This window comes from Streptococcus sp. 27098_8_99, assembly GCF_041431935.1.
Taxonomy (GTDB): domain Bacteria; phylum Bacillota; class Bacilli; order Lactobacillales; family Streptococcaceae; genus Streptococcus; species Streptococcus parasanguinis_D.
Genome location: NZ_JAPVYQ010000007.1, coordinates 38,093 through 57,385 on the forward strand (window position 1 = coordinate 38,093; position 19,293 = coordinate 57,385).

The window sequence follows — 19,293 nt, forward strand, 5'->3', positions numbered from 1 at the left end:
TTGGAGCTATGCGGGGGTGGGAAGATTGAAAAGGTTTGGGGAACCTTTTCAACCTTTTTTATATTGGAGTTCTTTCCCACTCCCTTTTTATAATTTCTTTTTCAATTCGGCGACTGCCATCATGACTTCCATCGGAGTCATATTGTAGAGATCCAGATTCTTCAATTCTGTGATCACCGTATTTTCTGCCTCCTCCTCAAAGAGGGACATTTGTTCAGCAACCTGCGAAGGTACTTCCTTTTTAGGAGTTGCATCCACAAGCGGTACTTGCTGGGCTTGTCCTTCGAGCTTGGTCAAAATCGCATCCGCCCGCTTCAGCAATTCTTCTGGCAAACCAGCGATCTTGGCCACGTGAATCCCATAGGACTTATCTGCTGGGCCAGGTTCAATCTTGTGCAAGAAGGTAACCTGACCATCTCGCTCCAAGGTCGCAACATGGACATTTTCCAAACGGGACAAGGTCTCTGAGAGAGCCGTCAACTCATGGTAATGGGTCGCAAACAAGGTTTTGGCTCCGGTCCGATCATGGATATATTCGATGATGGACTGGGCGAGGGCCATCCCATCATAGGTCGCCGTTCCCCGTCCCAACTCATCAAATAAAATCAAGGACTGGGGCGTCGCCTTGCGAATGGCGTGATTGGCTTCCATCATTTCCACCATGAAGGTAGACTGCCCCGATACCAGGTCATCAGCAGCTCCGATTCGAGTATAAATCGCATCAAAAATTGGCAACTCGGCCTTTTGCGCTGGAACATAGGAGCCAATCTGGGCAAGAATCACAATGATCGCCAATTGGCGCATATAGGTAGACTTCCCGCTCATATTTGGCCCAGTAATCAGCTGAATATCCCGTTCTTCATCCATAAAGATGCTATTAGGAATATAGGACTGGGCTCCCATCACTTTCTCAACAACCGGATGGCGGCCTTTGTCGATCGCGATTCGTCGTTCTTCATGAAAAAGGGGACGATTCAACTGTTGCGACTCAGCGACACTGGCTAGACTTTGTAAAACATCAACCGTCGCAATCGCCTGAGCTAACTGTTGCAGACGTTGGATATACTTGCCAACTTCTTCACGAATCCGCATAAAAATCGTATATTCCAGATTAGCAGACTTCTCACGCGCCTCTAGCATATCTCCTTCGATACGTGCCAATTCCTCCGTACCAAAGCGTTCTGAATTTTTCAAGGTCGCCTTGCGGAAAAAGTGAGCAGGAACGTGACTCAATTGAGAATTGGTGACATGGAAATAGTAGCCATCCTTCTTGTTGTAATCAATCTTTAGACCTGTAATGCCACTGGCTTCGCGCTCCTTGGCTTCAATCTCAGCAATCCAACCAGTACCATCTCGAAGAACGACACGGTACTGGTCCAATTGCTCGTCAAACCCAGTTCGGATGATATTTCCCTCCGTAATAACAGCAGACGCTTCCGGAGCAATAGCTGAGGTAATCAAGCGGTGCAACTCAGGAAGTTCATCCAAGCGTGCAATCAAGACATCTAAGACCGGATCACCAATTCCCAGTAGAATCGACTTGATCGTCGGCACATGCCCCAGAGTATCTCCTAGCTGCAAGAGATCCTTAGGATTGATCTTACCAAAGGAAACCCGACTCGCTAAGCGTTCAATGTCATAGACCCCTTTGAGGCTGTCGGTCAAATCGCTCCGTTCAAAGAAATGATCCATAAAGACCTGAATGATGTCCTGGCGCTCTCGAATCCGTTTCAAATCGACTAAGGGTTTCTGAATCCAGGACCGCAACAAACGACCGCCCATGGCCGTCTTGGTTTCATCCAAATACCAATACAAGCTACCATGTTTCTTCCCAGTCCGTGCATTCTCTGTCAAATCCAGACTAGCCTTGGTCGCAAAGTCCATCTGCAAGAAATCGCAAATCTCATAATGATGGGCTTTTTTGAGGTGACTCAATTCCCGCATTTGTGTCTGGTGGACATACTGGAGAAGTTTTCCAGCCGTTTTCTTTTCGAGCTCACTCAACTGATCCCCTAAGAGTTGAACATCGTCAAGCGCCGTCTCTACATGTGACAGCAAAAGATTCATCTGGCTAATAAACACACGCTCTTCCTGTTCTGGCAACTCATAACCCAGGACCACCTCACGCGCACGTAAATTGCGGATTTCTCCACAAACCATAGTGAAGTCATTGAGGGTCGTCACCTGAAACTCCCCTGTTACCAGATCCATATAGGCTAGCCCATACTCATTCCCTGAACGATCCAAGGCAACCAGGAAGTTATTCTCACTATCTGGCTTGGTCGAATCCACCACTGTACCCGGCGTAATCACCTGTACGACTTCACGCTTAACGACCCCCTTGGCTTCTTTGGGGTCTTCCATTTGTTCTGCAATCGCGACCTTATACCCCTGTTCAATAAGAACATCAATATACTGCTGGGCCGAGTGGTAGGGAACACCCGCCATAGGAATTGGATTCTCTGCATTTTTATTCCGTGAGGTTAAGGAAATCTCTAAAATTTGAGCTGCATTCACTGCATCTTCATAAAATAATTCGTAAAAATCTCCCATTCGAAACAGCAAAAAGGCATCCGGATAGTCTTTTTTGATATCTAGATACTGCTGCATTCCAGGGGATATTTTCTCTACTGCCATACTTCTTTATTCCTTACTCTTGCATCATTTTCTGACGCAAGCTCCATAGATGAAAACAGGAGTAGATAGCTCACTATCTTCCTCCTTTTGACATCTCTCTTTCTCTCCAACGGGGCTTGATTACTGCATCATCCCTAAAATTTCATTTTGAATTTCAATGGCTGCCTCTTGGTCACGGCAGACAATCAAGAGGGTATTGGCCCCTGCTACTGTCCCCAAAATACGCTCATCTGACATTTCATCTACACCATTGGCCAAGAGAGCTGCTTCTCCTAGCTCTGTCCGCAAAACCAAGGTGAATTCTGCTCGTGAGACTGACTTGGCATGGCTAGACAACATAATATAAATCTCTGCCACCTCAGGCTCATTTGGCAAAATATAATACAATTGATCTTTTCGCTTCACCTTGACCAGACCTAGATCCCGCAAATCACGTGAGAGGGTCGTTTGCGTTACTGCAATTCCTTTTGCTTCTAAACGATCCTGAATCTCTTTTTGCGTGGACAGTTTTTCATTTCGAATCATTTGTTGAATCAAAAGGTGTCGTTCTGTCTTTTTCATTGGACCTCCACTTTTGAATAAATATACTTTAAATTATACCAAAAAAATTGAAAATTCGCTCAGAATTGTGTTAAAATAATAGTTAAAAGGACTAAGGAGCTAATATGAACAATAAAGAACTCATTGCTAGTGAATTGGCCAAAGTGATTGACTCTCTTGACCAAGATGCTATTTTAAATTTGCTTGAACAACCAAAATCATCTGATCTTGGCGACATTGCTTTTCCAGCCTTCTCACTTGCAAAAGTGGAACGCAAGGCTCCTCAAGCAATCGCTGCAGACATTGCTGAAAAAATCGACCAAAGTGCCTTCGAAAAAGTTGTTGCAACTGGACCTTACGTAAACTTCTTCTTGGACAAATCTAAGATCTCTGATCAAGTGATCAAATCTGTCATCGAAGCAGGTGCAGACTATGGCCAACAAGACGAAGGTAAAGGTCAAAACATTACCATCGACCTTTCAAGTCCAAATATCGCAAAACCATTCTCAGTTGGTCACTTGCGCTCAACCGTTATCGGGGATGCTCTTTCGAACATCTTCCGCAAAATGGGCTACAACACGATTAAAATCAACCACTTGGGAGACTGGGGTAAACAGTTCGGTCTCTTGATGGTGGCCTACAAAAAATGGGGTAGCAAGGAAGCTGTCGAAGCCAACCCAATCGATGAATTGCTAAAACTTTACGTTCGAATCAACGCTGAAATCGAAAACGATCCTGAGCTTGATGAAGAAGGACGTAAATGGTTCAAAAAATTAGAAGATGGGGATCCAGAAGCAACTGAATTGTGGCAATGGTTCCGTGACGAAAGCTTGGTGGAATTCAACCGTATCTACAAACTCCTCGGTGTTGAGTTTGATAGCTTAAACGGGGAAGCTTTCTACAACGACAAGATGGATGAAGGGGTTCAAATCCTTGAAGACAAAGGCTTGTTGAAAGAATCTAAAGGGGCTAGCATCGTTGAGCTCGATGATGTGAACCTTCCACCAGCTATGATAAAAAAATCAGACGGTGCCACTCTTTACATCACGCGTGATATCGCAACCGCTATCTACCGTGCACGGACATACAACTTTGTGAAAAACTTCTATGCTGTAGGTCAAGAACAATCCAACCACTTCCGTCAGTTGAAAGCTGTTCTGAAGAAAATGGGATTTGACTGGAGCGATGATATGGTTCACGTTGACTTTGGTTTGGTGACAAAAAACCGCCAAAAATTGTCAACTCGTAAAGGAAATATCATCCTTCTCGAACCAACTCTTCAAGAAGCCATCTCTCGTGCCAAAGCTCAGATCGAAGAGAAGAATCCTGAACTTGAAAACAAAGAAGAAGTGGCACATGCAGTCGGTGTTGGTGCGGTTAAATTCTACGATTTGAAGACAGACCGTCGCAACGGGTATGACTTTGACCTTGAAGCCATGGTATCCTTCGAAGGAGAAACTGGACCTTACGTTCAATACGCATACGCTCGTATCCAATCCATCCTTCGCAAAGCCAACTTCACTCCATCAACAGATGCAACTTACAGCTTGAGCGACCCAGAAAGCTGGGAAATCATCAAACTTCTCCAAGACTTCTCTCGTGTCGTGAAACGTGCCGCTGAAAACTATGACCCATCCTTGATCGCTAAATATGCGATTAACTTGGCTCAAGCCTTCAACAAGTACTATGCTCACACTCGTATCTTGGATGAAAGTCCAGAACGCGATAGCCGTCTTGCTCTTAGCTACTCAACAGCAGTAGTCTTAAAAGAAGCCCTTCGCTTACTTGGTGTCGAAGCACCTGAGAAAATGTAATTTCTTATCTAATGATTGATCAGTAGAACATCTCTTATGGGAGTGAGAGGAGAAACTAAATGCGATTCAATTTAGTTCTTTCTCACTCCTTTTGTCATGCCCAATGCCCTTCATTCTCTACATTTTCAGATCCTTTATATACAGGAGAAATCTATGAATCAAACCGTTTACATCTTAATCCTCATCAGTTTAGTGATCCTCTTTTTATTTAACAAGTACGAAAGAGAAAAACTACAACGGCTCTTACAAGAGCAACTCTTGAAAGATCAAGCTTTCAAAGATAGCATCAAGGAAAAAATCCAAGAGACCGACAATATCAACGATGTCATCCATGCCATCAATAAAGACTATCGATTGGGTCTCCTACTTGCTAAAGAAATCACAGAAAAATTAAAATAAAGCGTAAAAGAGAGAGTGGGACAGAAATCGGTAATTCGTTAGAATTCGATTTCGTCGTCCCACCTCCGAACAGTTGAGTAGGGCTGTAAAAGCTGATGAAATCAGCGTAGTAGAGCCCACTCAACCACTGCGTCTTGCTCGACAATCCAAAAACAATTAAGAGGCTAGGACTTTTGTCCCAGCCTCTCTTTATTTTAAAGATGATACAAATCTTCTACAATGGCGACTACTTTTTTAATATCTCCCAACATCCCCCGCATTTCAAAATCAGCTAACATAGGGAAACCAAAGCGTTGGCTGTATTGCTTAGCGGTTAAACAATATTGATTGTTAAAATTCCGATTGCCTGATCCAACCACTCCTAAGCACTTGCTGGCGTTGTCTCCATAAGCAATAAAATCCGCAACATCTGTCGTCAAAATTTCCACATCGCCATTGTCAACACCATTTCCACCCTCCAAATAGGTTGGCAAAAAAGTGATAAAAGGATTGGTCATTTCAAAGAAGGGCTGGCCCTCTTTGACCAGGTCTTTCACATGCACTTTCTCGATTTCAAGTCCGGGATGGGCTTCTAGCAAAAAGTCACTTAAACGGCGGACAAAACTCTCTGTGTTCCCACTCAGACTAATATAAACAAAGGATACTTTCATCTTTTTTCTCCAATCAAGAAGCTCTCTTATCCTCTAAGAGAGCTCCATTCACAATCATCTATTAAGCCGTAGCTTGAGCTTTTCTCAGATGCCAGGTTTTATATAAAATAATCCCAAAAAAGAGAAGGTTCAAAGCGGTCAAGAGTAACAAAGCAAGGAATGAAGATGCTAGATATCGTTGACGAAGCGCTGAGTTTGAAAAACTAGCTAATAGTGGACGTCCTGCAAGATAATTATAGCAAGAGAATACTTGGTTTAGCAAAATCTGCCCCAAATAAGTATAATGGGCTGTTAGCAGATCCTCCTTCATAAAGAGGAAATAGAAAGTTGCAAGCAAAGCGATAAGAATCAGGGAAACAAATAAAAAGGCAAGCGGAGACTGATTGGCTTGTACTGATTTGCCATAATATGCTAAGTAGTCCGCCTTATCTTGAGCTGTCGTTAAGCCAAGTTGTTTTGCAAAGTCATCTGTTAGTTCAAAACTCTTTGAAGCTCCAAAGGTTGAGACAGCTGAAGTCAGGGTTCCAACCGTTGAGAAAAATAACAGGATATACAGATAGATAGGTTTCTTTTTCATACAAACTCCTTTTCATTTCTTACACCCTATTATATCGCGATACAGATAGAAAGGCAAGCGCCTCAAAACCGTGGAAGCACTTGCCTGATCACTGATACGTTCAAATGAAATTCATTTGGAAAAGTAATGTGTGCAAAAGATGAAAAAGACATCGCAAATGTATCATTGGAAAGATTAGAGATATAACGGAGTCCTGTAAACTTTCATTCGAACACCACCAGTATATCTCATTTTCTTCTTGTGTCATCCATTTCTATTCTGCTTCATTTGGACACGATTTGGTCTAAAAAAGCCATTTCCCCTCCTTATCCAAAAACTATTCTGTCCTTTTTCACAACTATTTGGTCATCACTCCCATCAAAAAAGCCAGAAGGACTTGCCTTCTGACTTTCTTTATTTAGATGAATGAACGAAAGGGATAAGAATTAATCCTCTTTTTTCTTGCGAGCAAGACTCAATCCAAGTAATCCAGCCATCGCACCTGCAAGAACAGCTGCAGCTGAGCTTTCTGTACCTGTATTTGGAAGTGCAGGTTGTACAGGCTGTTCCGGAACTTCAGGAGTTGGTTCTTTTGGAACCTCTGGAGTCGGTGGAACGATTGGTGTTGGTGGGTTGTATGGTGTTGGTGGGGTTGGAGGGACTGGTGTCGGTGGAGTTGGAATGTCTGTTTCCGTTACCACTTTATTCTTATGCCATTTCACTTCAGCTTCCGGTTTCACCGGATTCGTATTTGGAACGACTTCAGGAGTCGGTGGGGTTGGCTCTGTTGGTGGAGTTGGAGCTTTTGGTTCCTTCACATCAACCGTAATCACAGTGTACTTAGGTGCTGTTGGCGGAGTTGGTGATTTAGGTTCTTCTGGTTTACTTGGCTCTGCAGGCACTTCCACAACTGTTGGGGTTGGTGGAGTTGGAGCCTTTGGTTCGGTTGGTTTTGTTGGCTCTTTCGGTTCTTCTCCTGGCTCTTTAGGAAGACTTACATTTGAGTTGATGGCAAACCAGTAAACCGTTGGTTGACCAGCCGCATTGGCACCATTAGCCGTAAAGACTAAGTGTCCATCTGACATCTTCAAGCCTGCTCCACCATAATAGAGGTATGGAGAAGATGGATTATCCCAACCTTCAAGAGTTGTTGAAGATTCACCGTTAAAGACAGATCCATGTTCAATATATTGGTTATCTTTAAAGGAAGTTACTTCTTTAGTAGCAGCATCATAAGAAACACTTGAGTTTGGAATTGGAATAAATTTATTATTTCCAACATTTACAGACTCTTGGTGTTCCACATTTTCAAATTTCTTCTTAGGTGTGAACGTAATTTGACCTGTAGTTGCATCTACTTTGTATGATCCGATAACATCATCCTTACCTTCAAAGGTAAATTCTTCTGTACCAATAGAATGAACACTTCCTGAACCCGAAGCATTTGCAGTTAACGCATCCGTTACTTCTTCCTTCTCAGGTGTCGTACCAGGAACCCATTTACCTGTGTCATCTTTAACATAACCATATTTCTGAGTCACAATTTTGAGAGGGTTGTCTGCTGAAATGGAAACAGTTGCAGTACCAAAGTCTGCTTTTCCTGTTTTAACCTTCACTTCATTGTTTTCAATGCTCATGGATGAACCATCTGCATATGGATCCCAAGTTCCACGAACAGTGTTGCCATCTTTATCTTTGGCTTCTACTGTAAGGGCACGAGGTTTATCTCCACTATCTACATAGGATGCACCTGTCCAGTGGTTGAGGGAGTTCAAAGCGACAATCGCATTGTGCTGTGTCAAATCAAACTTATTGCCATCACCATCATAGAATTCAACATCAACAGCAACTTTAACAGGTTTGTCTTTATCTGTTGAAGCACCCACTGTCATGGTTACCGTTGGATCTGCGTTGACTGCTGCAATTCCTTTGCCATCATTTGATGGAAGACTTAAAATCTCATAACGGTAAATCACACGTTTGATTGGATGCATATCCGTATTTTCACGCATGCTAGACTGATTCAAGTTATCATAAGTAACGACAAATTTATCGCCTTCCTTCACTTGAATGTACTCAGTTTCATTATTGGCCCAAGGACTAGTCGCTACAATATCTGAAGCTTCCAATTTATTGGAATCATATTGATGGACATTGCTTGTATTTAAACGAGCTTGAGCATCACGAGTAAGATAAGTGCTGATGCCGTCAATGGTGTGAGTTGCACCACCTTCACGTTGGAAGGTCAAATCTTGAACAGTTGAAACATTTTTAAGGTCAGCATACGCATTGTCTGTCATATATTTGTCGTATGCTTGTTTCGCGTCCGTATATTGTTTTTTGGCAATTTCGTATTCAGCTAATTTCTTTTGATAAGCAATATAATCATTTTCGTACTGTGCTTTTTCAACATTGTACTTTTTAAGATCAGCTTCGTATTGAGCCTTGGCAGCATCTTCTTCTGCTTTCTTCGCTACCAATTGATCATAAGCTTCTTTATCTTTATCGTATTGCGCTTTCTTAGTTTGGTATTCTTGTAAATCTTTATCGTATTGCGCTTTAGCTGTATTGTAAACAGCCATTTCTGCTTCATACTTAGCTTTTGCTTCTGCATTGGCCTTATCTGCTGCTGCTTTTTCTGCTAATTTGGCGTCATAAGCTGCCTTTTGCTGATTGTATGCTGCTAAGGCTGCTTTATAAGCTGCTTGTTGGGTATTGTAGTCCTCTACTTGTTTCTTGTAAGCCGCTTCTGCTTCTGCATTTCTCTTTTCAACCAATGTGATTTCTTGAGATTTTGCTTCATACTCAGCTTTGGCCTTTTTGTAGTTTTCAACGACTGTGTTGATTTCAGCTGTTTGAGCTTTATTATCTGCTTCTGCTGCTGCGATAGATGGTTGGACTTTTTCAGCTTCTTCTGTAACGGTCACACCTTCTGTAGCTGCATCAGCTTTTGCTTTTTCAAGTTCTGGTGATTCTACATAAGTAGTCGTAACTGTTTTATTTCCTTCTGTCACAGTTGTAGATGTCAACTTAGAACTTGTTGCAACAGCTGCATCGCTTGTTGCTGTATCCGTAGTAGTCGCTTCAGTTGCAGGCGCTGTTGCCTCATCTGCTTTCACTTCTGCTCCGTAGGTATTAACAGTAGCCAATCCAGCGATGGCTAATGAAACAACACCGACTGATAACTTACGAATTGAAAATTTTTCCTGCTTCGAAACATGTTCACGATAGCTTTTCATTTTCAAAACTCTCCTTTTTATGTTTAAAAAAATCTCACTGTAGAGGCAAAAATATGCTACTTTCAGTTGACTCTATTGTACCACAATCAACCATTATAAAATATGTGTTGATTTAATTTTTTATTTTATTTTACTTTAAATATATAACAACTTGAAACGCCAAACTTTCAAGTTCTTCTTCATCTTTTGGTTGAAAATATATGTAAACAGGCTTGAAAAAACCTTTATTTTCAAAGGTTTTTAAGCCGCTTCCTCTTTTTATAAATTTCACCAGAAGGCTTTTTAAGGGGAAGTATTTTTTTATACCAATAGATTAGATTTGACCTACAAAACAAAAAATTATGTAACATTCTCCCTTTTTAGGTCCGTAAAATTCAAAAAAACAATAAATTTTAAGGAATCAGCCATTGCTTGAAACCCCTTACCTAGACCTTAGTTAGAGCTATTTTTTGGGGGCGGTTATTCCCTTTTATTTCGAAAAACGAGCACATCGTTTTTTCTTTTTCGATGTCTCCTTCACTTTATTTCAGAAAGCAACATGAAAATCAAGGGCAAATTGAAAGAAAATCTCCTCCCACACTCATGCACCATCTGTAGCTACGCTCCTCCCAATCTCTAGTCCTTTCCAATTTCCTCCCCCAATTCTATAAAAAAGACCAGGGCTCTAAGAACCATGGTCTAATATCAGCTGATTAGTTTAAGTGCCAGATGTCTTCGTTGTACTGAGCGATCGTACGGTCAGACGAGAAGAATCCTGCTTTCGCAATGTTAACGATGACTTGATCCAACCATGCATCACGGTCTTCGTAGTCAGCCAACATGCGTTCTTTGGTTACAATGTAGTCTTCCAAATCAAGAAGAGTCATGAACCAGTCTTTGTTGATCAATTCATTGTGAAGGCGAGTCAAGCGTTCTTTGTTCCCAACTGCAAGAACGGCATCGCTGACGATGAAGTCTACCAATGGTTTGATGGCTTCACGTTCATAGAAGTCTGCTGATTTGTATGCTGATTTGGCATAAAGATCGATAACTGTTTCTGAATCTTCACCGAAGATGTAAATGTTGTCACGTCCAACCAATTCAGCGATTTCCACGTTGGCTCCATCCATCGTACCAAGTGTCAATGCACCATTCAACATGAATTTCATGTTACCAGTACCTGAAGCTTCTTTCGAAGCAAGAGAGATTTGCTCAGAAATATCGCTAGCTGGGATCAAGTAGCTTGCAGCAGTTACGTTGTAGTTTTCTACCATAACAACTTGCAAGTGTGGAGCTACTGCTGGATCGTTTGCAATCACTTCAGACAAGCAAAGGATCAAGTGGATAATATCTTGTGCAATAGTGTAGGCAGGAGCTGCTTTACCACCAAAGAGAACAGTGATTGGGCGAGCAGGGATATTTCCGGCTTTGATGTCCAAGTATTTGTGGATCACGTACAAAGCGTTCATTTGTTGACGTTTGTATTCGTGAAGACGTTTGATTTGGGTGTCAAAGATAGAATTTGGATTGATTTCCACACCTTGATGGTCTTTCAAGAAACGAGCCAATTTCCGTTTGTTGTGAGACTTGATGTTTTCCAATTTTGCTTTGACGGCATCTTTATCTTCATAAGAAAGAAGGTCTTCCAATTTAGATGCGTCATGGTGCCAGTCACGTCCGAGGATATCATCCAAGTAGTGTGACAAGGTTGGGTTGGCATGCATGAGCCAACGACGGAAGGTAATCCCGTTTGTTTTGTTGTTGAATTTTTCAGGGTAAATATCGTAGAAGGCCTTCAACTCCGAATTCTTCAAGATTTCTGTATGGAGAGCTGCAACCCCGTTTACACTGTATCCATAGTGGATATCCATGTGTGCCATGTGTACGCGATCATTTTCATCGATGATTTGAACAGCTGGATCTTTGTATTCAGCGCGAACACGGCGGTCCAATTCTTCAATGATTGGAACCAAGTGAGGAACCACTTCTTGCAAGAATTCAAGTTGCCATTTTTCAAGGGCTTCTGCAAGGATTGTGTGGTTGGTGTAAGCTGTCATGCTACGTACGATAGAGATAGCTTCATCCATTCCAATACCACGTTCTGTCAAAAGACGGATCAATTCAGGGATGACCATTGATGGGTGAGTATCGTTGATTTGGACAACAGCATAGTCAGCAAGGTCATGCAAGTTGCTTCCTTTTTCGATGGCTTCGTCGATGATCAATTGTGCACCGTTTGATACCATGAAGTATTGTTGGAAGATACGGAGCAATTCCCCTTGACGGTTACTATCATCTGGGTACAAGAAGAGGGTCAAGTTGCGAGCGATATCTGTCTTGTCAAAGTTAATACCATCTTCAATAATAGATGAATCAACTGAATCCAAGTCGAACAAACGCAAACGGTTCTTGGTATCGATCTTGTAACCAGGTACGTCGATATCATAAAGGGTAGAAGTCAATGTGAAGTGTGCAAATGGCACTTGGTAGCTACGGCTTGAACGAACGAGCCAGCTTTGGTCAGTCAACCATGCGTTTGGAATCGTTTCTTGTTGGTTGTTTTTAAGGACTTGTTGGAACAAACCAAAGTGGTAGTTCAAACCAACCCCATCCCCTGTCAAACCAAGGCTTGAGATAGAGTCGATAAAGCAGGCTGCCAAACGTCCCAAACCACCGTTACCAAGTGATGGTTCCAATTCCACTTCTTCTACTTCGATCAAGTCTTTACCAGCATCTGACAATTCTTGTTTGACATCGTCGTAAAGACCCAAGTTGATCAAGTTGTTAGACAAGAGTTTACCGATCAAGAACTCAGCTGAGATATAGTAAACTTTTTTCTTACCAGTATTTAATTTCTTTTGAGCGCTTGCTTGCTTGGTGTAATTAAGCAAAGCAATGTACAATTCTTCATTTGAACATTCTGCAATTGTTTTTTGGTGATGATCAATCACATATTTTTGTAATGATTCCATGTTTTAAAGTCTCCTTTGTTTCAACAATTTTAATAGGGAAAGATTATTTTTCTGCTTTCTTAACATCTTTTTTCAAGTCTTTATTTTCACGACGATAGATCGTAGTGAAATCAAACAATTCTTGCTCAACAGCTGGAGTCAATTGATCCGCTGTCATTCGCCATGACCAGTTACCACCAAGAGTTGATGGGAAGTTCATCCGAGCTGAGCCATCTAACTCAAGCAAGTCTTGCATCGTAGCAATCGCCATGAAGCTGACGGAAGCAAAGACGGTGCGAAGCATAGCATGCGGTACAGATTCGTACTCTTTCCGGTTGGTATAACGAGCCAGGTACTCACGAGTTGGATCGTCGATTTCATTGCGGTACCATCCAAGAACTGTGTTGTTATCATGTGTTCCAGTGTACATCACAGAGTTGTTTGGTGCCAAGTGAGGGCTATCGATACTTTCGTCGTCAGGATTGAAGGCAAATTGAAGAATCTTCATTCCTGGGAAGCCAGTACGTTCGCGAAGCTCAATGACTTCATTCGTCATAAAGCCGAGGTCCTCAGCGATGATGTTCAAATCACCGAGTTCTTCCTTCACGGCTGCAAAGAGTTTGTAGCCAGGACCTTTGACCCATTTACCAGGTGCGGCAGTTTCGGAACCAGCTGGGATTTCCCAGTATGATTCAAAACCTCGGAAGTGGTCGATCCGAACAATGTCGTAGATCTTGAAGCTTTCACGCAAGCGTTCAATCCACCATTGGTAGCCGTCTTTGTCCATTGCTTCCCAGTCATAGATTGGATTCCCCCAAAGTTGACCAGTTGCTGAGAACTCATCTGGCGGGCATCCTGCAATGCAAGTTGCCTTCCCGTTTTCATCTGTTTTGAAGAGATGAGGATTAGCCCACATGTCGCTTGAATCTTCCGCTACATAAATTGGCATATCTCCCACAATTTCAATGTGGTGGTCGTTGGCATAAGCTTTCAAGGCCAACCATTGTTGGAAGAAGAAGAATTGAGTCACACGATGGTAAGTCAATTTATCTGTCAATTCTTCACGGTATTTAGCCAAAGCTTTTGGCTCACGTGCACGAATAGCTGCATCTGGCCATTCTGTCCAAGCTTTCAAATCAAAGTGTTCTTTAATAGCCATGTATTCTGCGAAGAGCTCCAACCAAGAAGCATTGGCTTCACAAAATTCTTGGAATTCTTTTTGATCACTTGATTTTAAGAAATTCGCAACTGCTTTTTCAAGCAAAGGACGACGTTGTTCGAAAACCTTTGCATAATCCACTTGAGCAGGATCTTGACCAAAGTCCACTCCTTCAAGGTCTGCTTCTGTCAACAAACCTTGCTCGATCAAAAGATCGAAATCAATAAAATGAGTGTTCCCAGCAAAAGCTGAGAAAGATTGGTATGGAGAATCTCCATAACTAGTTGTACCAAGCGGCAAGATTTGCCAGTAACGTTGCTTGGTCCGAACGAGGAAATCAACAAAATCATATGCTGATTGTCCAAATGATCCGATTCCGTATTGTCCAGGAAGGGAAGAAATGTGCATCAAAACACCACTTTGACGTTTTTTCATGGGTTACCACCTCTTTTTATTTCTTTGAAGCCTGCGATTCGGTGCATGGTATGGGTATCGTTGCAGAGTCATATCCAGCTCTCAAGCGGCTCTACTCTTTGTTAAAATCGAACAGGCGCAACTCAGTTTACGCAATTTTTGCGAAAACGTTTGCGTACCATGTCATTATAAACTTTTTCCATATTTTCTGCAAGGGGTTTCTTAAAAACTTTTTATCTTTTTTTTAAAAAGCCCCGTATTTCTAGTTTAGTATTTATTATTAGCAATGTCAATGAATTAGCGGTTTTTATAGAAGAAAGTTCGGAATTAAAATATTTTTAAAAAAATTGTTTAAAACTACTTGCAAACGTTTTCGCCTTGTGATATACTTAAGACGTTTTAGGAAAACGTTTGTCTAAAACGGTTTCTAATTATTATCTTTTTTTATTCTTTAGGAGGAATAAATCATGAAACGTACAATTTTACGTAGTGCTGCTGTACTTGGTACAGTTGGTTTTGCCGGCTTCTTACTTGCTGCTTGTAGCAATAACTCATCAGGTTCTTCTGAGGCAAGTAAAGAAATCAACGTCTATGTAGACAAAGGCTACAAATCTTATGTTGAAGAAGCTGCAAAAGCTTTTGAAAAAGAAAATGGCGTAAAAATTAACATCAAGACTGGTGATGCTCTTGGTGGATTGGATAACCTTTCTCTTGATAACCAATCTAAAAAAGCTCCAGACGTAATGATGGCTCCATACGACCGTGTAGGTGGTCTTGGTAGCGATGGTCAATTGGCTGAAGTGACATTAAACAAAGATAGCCATACAGATAAAACAACTGAAGCTCTTGTAACAAACGGTGGTAAAGTTTACGGTGCACCTGCTGTCATCGAAACATTGGTTCTCTACTATAACAAAGATCTTGTAAGCGAAGCTCCAAAAACATTTGGTGATCTTGAAAATCTTGCAAAAGATAGCAAGTACGACTTCGCTAGCGAACCTGGTAAAACAACTGCCTTCTTAGCTGACTGGACAAACTTCTACTACACTTACGGTTTACTTTCAGGTAACGGCGGTTATGTGTTTGGTAAAGACGGTACAGATCCTAAAGATATTGGATTGAACAACCAAGGTTCTATCGATGGTATCGAATATGCAAAAACTTGGTATGCTAAATGGCCAAAAGGTTTGCAAGATACAAAAGCTGCTGCTAACTTCATCCAAACACAATTCCAAGAAGGTAAAACAGCTGCTATCATCGATGGTCCTTGGAAAGCTGCTTCATTGAAAGAAGCTAAAGTAAACTACGGTGTCGCAACGATTCCAACTCTTCCAAACGGAAAACAATACTCTGCCTTTGGTGGTGGTAAAGCTTGGGTTATCCCTGCAGGTGCGAAAAACCTTGATGGCGCTCAAAAATTCATTGACTTCTTGACAAGTACTGACCAACAAAAAGCTTTGTTTGACAAGACCAATGAAGTTCCTGCCAACACAGAAGCTCGTAAATATGCGGTTAGCAAAAACGATGAATTGACAACTGCCGTTGTTGATCAATTCAAGAACGCTCAACCAATGCCAAATATCTCAGAAATGAGTGCTGTTTGGGATCCAGCTGCTACTATGCTTTTCGATGCTGTAAGTGGTAAAAAATCTGCAAAAGCATCTGCTGACGATGCAGTGAAATTGATTAAAGAAACCATCGAACAAAAATTCGGTAGCAAATAAGACAGTTTTTAGGTGTGAGTAAGAGGTTGGAGACAAGGTCCCAACCTCTTATGTTCAATTTTCAAGCACAACTTACTGTCTGACTTGTCTTCTTGCTCTCTAGCAAGGACATTATAAGGAGATTTGAATGACTACAGAACAAAACCCTAAAAAGGCTATATGGCTCTCTTTGATCCCGGGTCTTGGGCAAATTTATAACAAACAAAAAACCAAAGGCTATATTTTTCTTGCCGTAACCATTCTCTTTCTCGCCTATTTCCTAGGAATTGGAGCTGGAGAATTAGCGAAATTGGTTACACTTGGAACCGTCCGTGGACAAGATAATTCTCTCTTTATCTTGATTCGTGGCGCCTTCCACTTGATCATCACTGTTGTTTACTTCCTATTTTATGCCTTAAATATTAAGGATGCTGGAACAGTTGCTAAACGCATCAACAACGGGATTGCCGTTCCAAAAACCTTGAAAGAAATGGTTCAAGCCATCTATGAAAATGGCTTCCCATATTTATTGATTATTCCTTCATACATTGCTATGACATTTGCGATTATCTTCCCAGTTTTAGTAACTTTGATGATCGCCTTTACCAACTACGACTTCAAACATACCGCTCCAACAACCTTGCTTGATTGGATCGGGTTCCAAAACTTCACTAATATGTGGACCTTGAGTACCTTCCGCTCAGCCTTTACATCGGTTCTTGGCTGGACCTTGATTTGGGCCCTCGCAGCTTCTACTCTTCAAATCGTACTCGGTATCTTGACCGCTATTGTTGCAAACCAACCATTCGTAAAAGGAAAACGAATCTTTGGGGTTATCTTCTTGCTTCCTTGGGCTGTTCCAGCCTTCATCACTATCCTAACTTTCTCAAATATGTTTAACGATAGTGTCGGTGCTATCAATGCACAAGTTATCCCATTGTTTGCGAAGATCTTCCCATTCTTAGATGGCGTTTTGATTCCTTGGAAAACAGATCCTACCTGGACAAAAATTGCTTTGATTATGATGCAAGGTTGGCTCGGCTTCCCTTACATCTACGTCTTGACTTTAGGGATTCTTCAATCTATTCCAAACGATCTTTACGAAGCTGCTTATATTGATGGTGCCAACGGTTGGCAAAAATTCCGCAGCATCACTTTCCCAATGATTATGGCTGTTGCAGCTCCAACTTTGATCAGTCAATATACCTTCAACTTTAATAACTTCTCCATCATTTACTTGTTTAACGATGGGGGACCTGGTTCTGTCGGAGGAAACGCCGGATCTACAGATATCTTGATCTCATGGATCTACAAGTTGACAACCAATTCTTCTCCTCAATATTCAATGGCTGCAGCGGTAACCTTGATTATCTCTGTGATTGTGATCTCAATCTCTATGGTTGCCTTCAAGAAACTACATGCATTTGATATGGAGGATGTATAAAATGAAAAATTCAGTTCAATTTAAACGCCGCCTCAATCATTTCTTGACTTACCTGTACATGGTGGTTCTTTCAATCGTTATCATTTATCCATTGTTGATTACGGTTCTATCAGCCTTCAAATCAGGGAATGTCAGTGCCTTTACACTTGATTTTAGTGGCAATCTTAGTTTTGATAACTTCTCAAAACTTTTCTCTGAAACCCATTATGGCACTTGGTATATGAACACCTTGGTTATCGCCATTATCACCATGATTGTACAAACAAGTATCGTTACCTTCGCAGGTTACGCATACAGCCGTTACAATTTCTTGGCGCGTAAACAAAGTTTGGTCTTCTTCTTGATTATTCAAATGGTCCCAACCATGGCAGCCCTCACAGCCTTCTTCGTTATGGCTTTGATGCTGAATGCCTTGAACCAACCTTGGTTCTTGATCTTCCTTTATGTTGGTGGTGGTATTCCAATGAATGCCTGGTTGATGAAGGGATACTTTGATACTGTTCCAATTTCCCTCGATGAATCTGCGAAATTGGATGGAGCTGGACACTTCCGTCGCTTCTGGCAAATCGTCCTTCCTCTTGTTCGTCCAATGATTGCCGTTCAAGCACTTTGGGCTTTCATGGGGCCTTTCGGAGACTATATCTTGTCTAAATTCTTGCTTCGTGACGAAGTGAACTATACGGTAGCCGTTGGTCTTCAAACCTTTATCAGTGACCAAAAAAATCAAAAAATCGCCTTCTTTGCAGCCGGTGCTATTTTGATCGCGGTTCCAATCTGTATCTTATTCTTCTTCCTACAAAAGAACTTTGTTTCAGGCTTGACAGCTGGTGGAGATAAAGGATAAAATAGAATCTTATTTCAAGCACATTTTATTTTTAAGTTGAGGGTAGTATGGTGGATGCTTTACTACCCTTCGTTAAGAATAAAATCAATGCAAAGAGATTTCTCTTTGCATTTCTGATACTCTTATATTTAGAAAGGTCATCTTATGCCCTATCCTTTTAATTATTTCGCAAGTATCTTCAATTTCCGCTCTTCTTTTGCAAACCGCAAAAAACTGAGCTGGTTCCAAATGATTTTTACTTCTTTCTTTCTAATCTCTATCACACTATTACCTGTGGCTCTGCAAAATGCTCAACTCAAAACCTATCCTTTGACAACCTTTGTCAGCGATGTGTTTGATCCTTTATCAACAGACGTTATGAAAGATATCCAAGAACACGTCGTGATCAAAGACCAAGAGCTCACCTATACAGGGACTAACCCTGTACACAAGACTTCAAAAGGACAGGTTATCTTAGGCCAAGAGGCAAAGGCTAGTGAAGGCAAGGAGTTAACACTCCATTTTGATCGCAAACAATTGATTATCTCAAAAGAGAATAAAGAACTCGCTACAGTCTCATACCAGGCTATTAATCAAGAGAGCCTTCGGGATAAAAAAAGCTTCACTCAAGCTATCTCTAGCGATTGGTTTCGCGACAATCGACTCCCTGTCAGTCTCTTTCTCGTGATTTTCTCTGGCTTCTTATCGACAGTCAATTATTTGATTCTCATCGTAGGGGCATCTTTCTTCCTCTACTTGACACGAAAATCTCGACTCTTTTCACTACAAACTTTCAAGGAATGTTTCAATTGTATTCTGAATTGCTTGGGACTCCCTATTTTACTGAGTGTCTTCATCAGTTTACTATTCCATCAAGTATTTACTACGACGATCATGATCCAAAATGTCTTATTTGTACTCTATCTTGCTATGGTATTTTATAAGACCCACTTCCGTGATCCAGACTATCACCGCTAGGAGGTTT

General features: G+C 41.4%; 13 protein-coding genes. 6 read left to right on the forward strand and 7 right to left on the reverse strand.

What is annotated here, in order from left to right:
• Window positions 1-87: 87 nt before the first annotated feature.
• Window positions 88-2,637: a DNA mismatch repair protein MutS gene (mutS, locus tag O3605_RS05495; protein ID WP_049496497.1), complete on the reverse strand. Its 2,550-nt coding sequence runs from the start codon at window positions 2,635-2,637 to the stop codon at window positions 88-90.
• Window positions 2,638-2,757: 120 nt separating this feature from the next.
• Window positions 2,758-3,198 carry an arginine repressor gene (gene argR, locus O3605_RS05500; protein WP_023919910.1) on the reverse strand — a complete coding sequence of 147 codons (441 nt, stop codon included), beginning with the start codon at window positions 3,196-3,198 and terminating at the stop codon, window positions 2,758-2,760.
• A gap of 104 nt (window positions 3,199-3,302) precedes the next feature.
• Here argR and argS point away from each other — a divergent pair, with 104 nt between their 5' ends.
• Window positions 3,303-4,991: an arginine--tRNA ligase gene (argS, locus tag O3605_RS05505; protein WP_371585468.1), complete on the forward strand. Its 1,689-nt coding sequence runs from the start codon at window positions 3,303-3,305 to the stop codon at window positions 4,989-4,991.
• Between the two features lie 153 nt (window positions 4,992-5,144).
• On the forward strand, window positions 5,145-5,390 hold the full coding sequence (locus O3605_RS05510; RefSeq protein WP_070664989.1) for a MarR family transcriptional regulator: 246 nt from the start codon (window positions 5,145-5,147) through the stop codon (window positions 5,388-5,390).
• A 194-nt stretch (window positions 5,391-5,584) separates the two neighbouring features.
• Here the strand turns inward: O3605_RS05510 and nrdI are convergent, their stop codons facing one another.
• The 5 genes from nrdI to malQ all read right to left on the reverse strand — a co-directional run bounded on the left by nrdI (window position 5,585) and on the right by malQ (window position 14,359).
• The gene (gene nrdI, locus O3605_RS05515) at window positions 5,585-6,040 is read right to left on the reverse strand and encodes a class Ib ribonucleoside-diphosphate reductase assembly flavoprotein NrdI (protein ID WP_049495685.1); all 456 of its coding nucleotides are present in this window, start codon (window positions 6,038-6,040) and stop codon (window positions 5,585-5,587) included.
• A 61-nt stretch (window positions 6,041-6,101) separates the two neighbouring features.
• The gene (locus O3605_RS05520; RefSeq protein ID WP_049495688.1) at window positions 6,102-6,617 is read right to left on the reverse strand and encodes an ABC transporter permease; all 516 of its coding nucleotides are present in this window, start codon (window positions 6,615-6,617) and stop codon (window positions 6,102-6,104) included.
• A gap of 425 nt (window positions 6,618-7,042) precedes the next feature.
• Window positions 7,043-9,835, reverse strand: coding sequence for a GbpC/Spa domain-containing protein (locus tag O3605_RS05525; RefSeq protein WP_049495690.1), 2,793 nt, complete (start codon window positions 9,833-9,835; stop codon window positions 7,043-7,045).
• Window positions 9,836-10,527: 692 nt separating this feature from the next.
• Complete coding sequence (glgP, locus tag O3605_RS05530; protein ID WP_371585470.1) at window positions 10,528-12,786, reverse strand: glycogen/starch/alpha-glucan family phosphorylase; 2,259 nt, start codon at window positions 12,784-12,786, stop codon at window positions 10,528-10,530.
• 43 nt (window positions 12,787-12,829) lie between these two features.
• Window positions 12,830-14,359: a 4-alpha-glucanotransferase gene (malQ, locus tag O3605_RS05535; protein ID WP_070505999.1), complete on the reverse strand. Its 1,530-nt coding sequence runs from the start codon at window positions 14,357-14,359 to the stop codon at window positions 12,830-12,832.
• A 446-nt stretch (window positions 14,360-14,805) separates the two neighbouring features.
• On the opposite strand from malQ, the gene O3605_RS05540 reads away from it, so the two are divergent.
• From O3605_RS05540 to O3605_RS05555, 4 genes are all read left to right on the forward strand, one after another.
• Window positions 14,806-16,062, forward strand: a complete 1,257-nt coding sequence (locus O3605_RS05540) for an extracellular solute-binding protein (protein WP_023919928.1) — start codon at window positions 14,806-14,808, stop codon at window positions 16,060-16,062.
• A gap of 127 nt (window positions 16,063-16,189) precedes the next feature.
• Window positions 16,190-17,485 carry a sugar ABC transporter permease gene (locus O3605_RS05545; protein WP_070505995.1) on the forward strand — a complete coding sequence of 432 codons (1,296 nt, stop codon included), beginning with the start codon at window positions 16,190-16,192 and terminating at the stop codon, window positions 17,483-17,485.
• A gap of 1 nt (window position 17,486) precedes the next feature.
• Window positions 17,487-18,329, forward strand: a complete 843-nt coding sequence (locus O3605_RS05550; protein WP_021154117.1) for a sugar ABC transporter permease — start codon at window positions 17,487-17,489, stop codon at window positions 18,327-18,329.
• 144 nt (window positions 18,330-18,473) lie between these two features.
• A complete protein-coding gene (locus O3605_RS05555; RefSeq protein WP_021154118.1) occupies window positions 18,474-19,286 on the forward strand; it encodes a DUF1189 family protein in 813 nt (270 codons plus the stop codon).
• Window positions 19,287-19,293 lie beyond the last annotated feature (7 nt).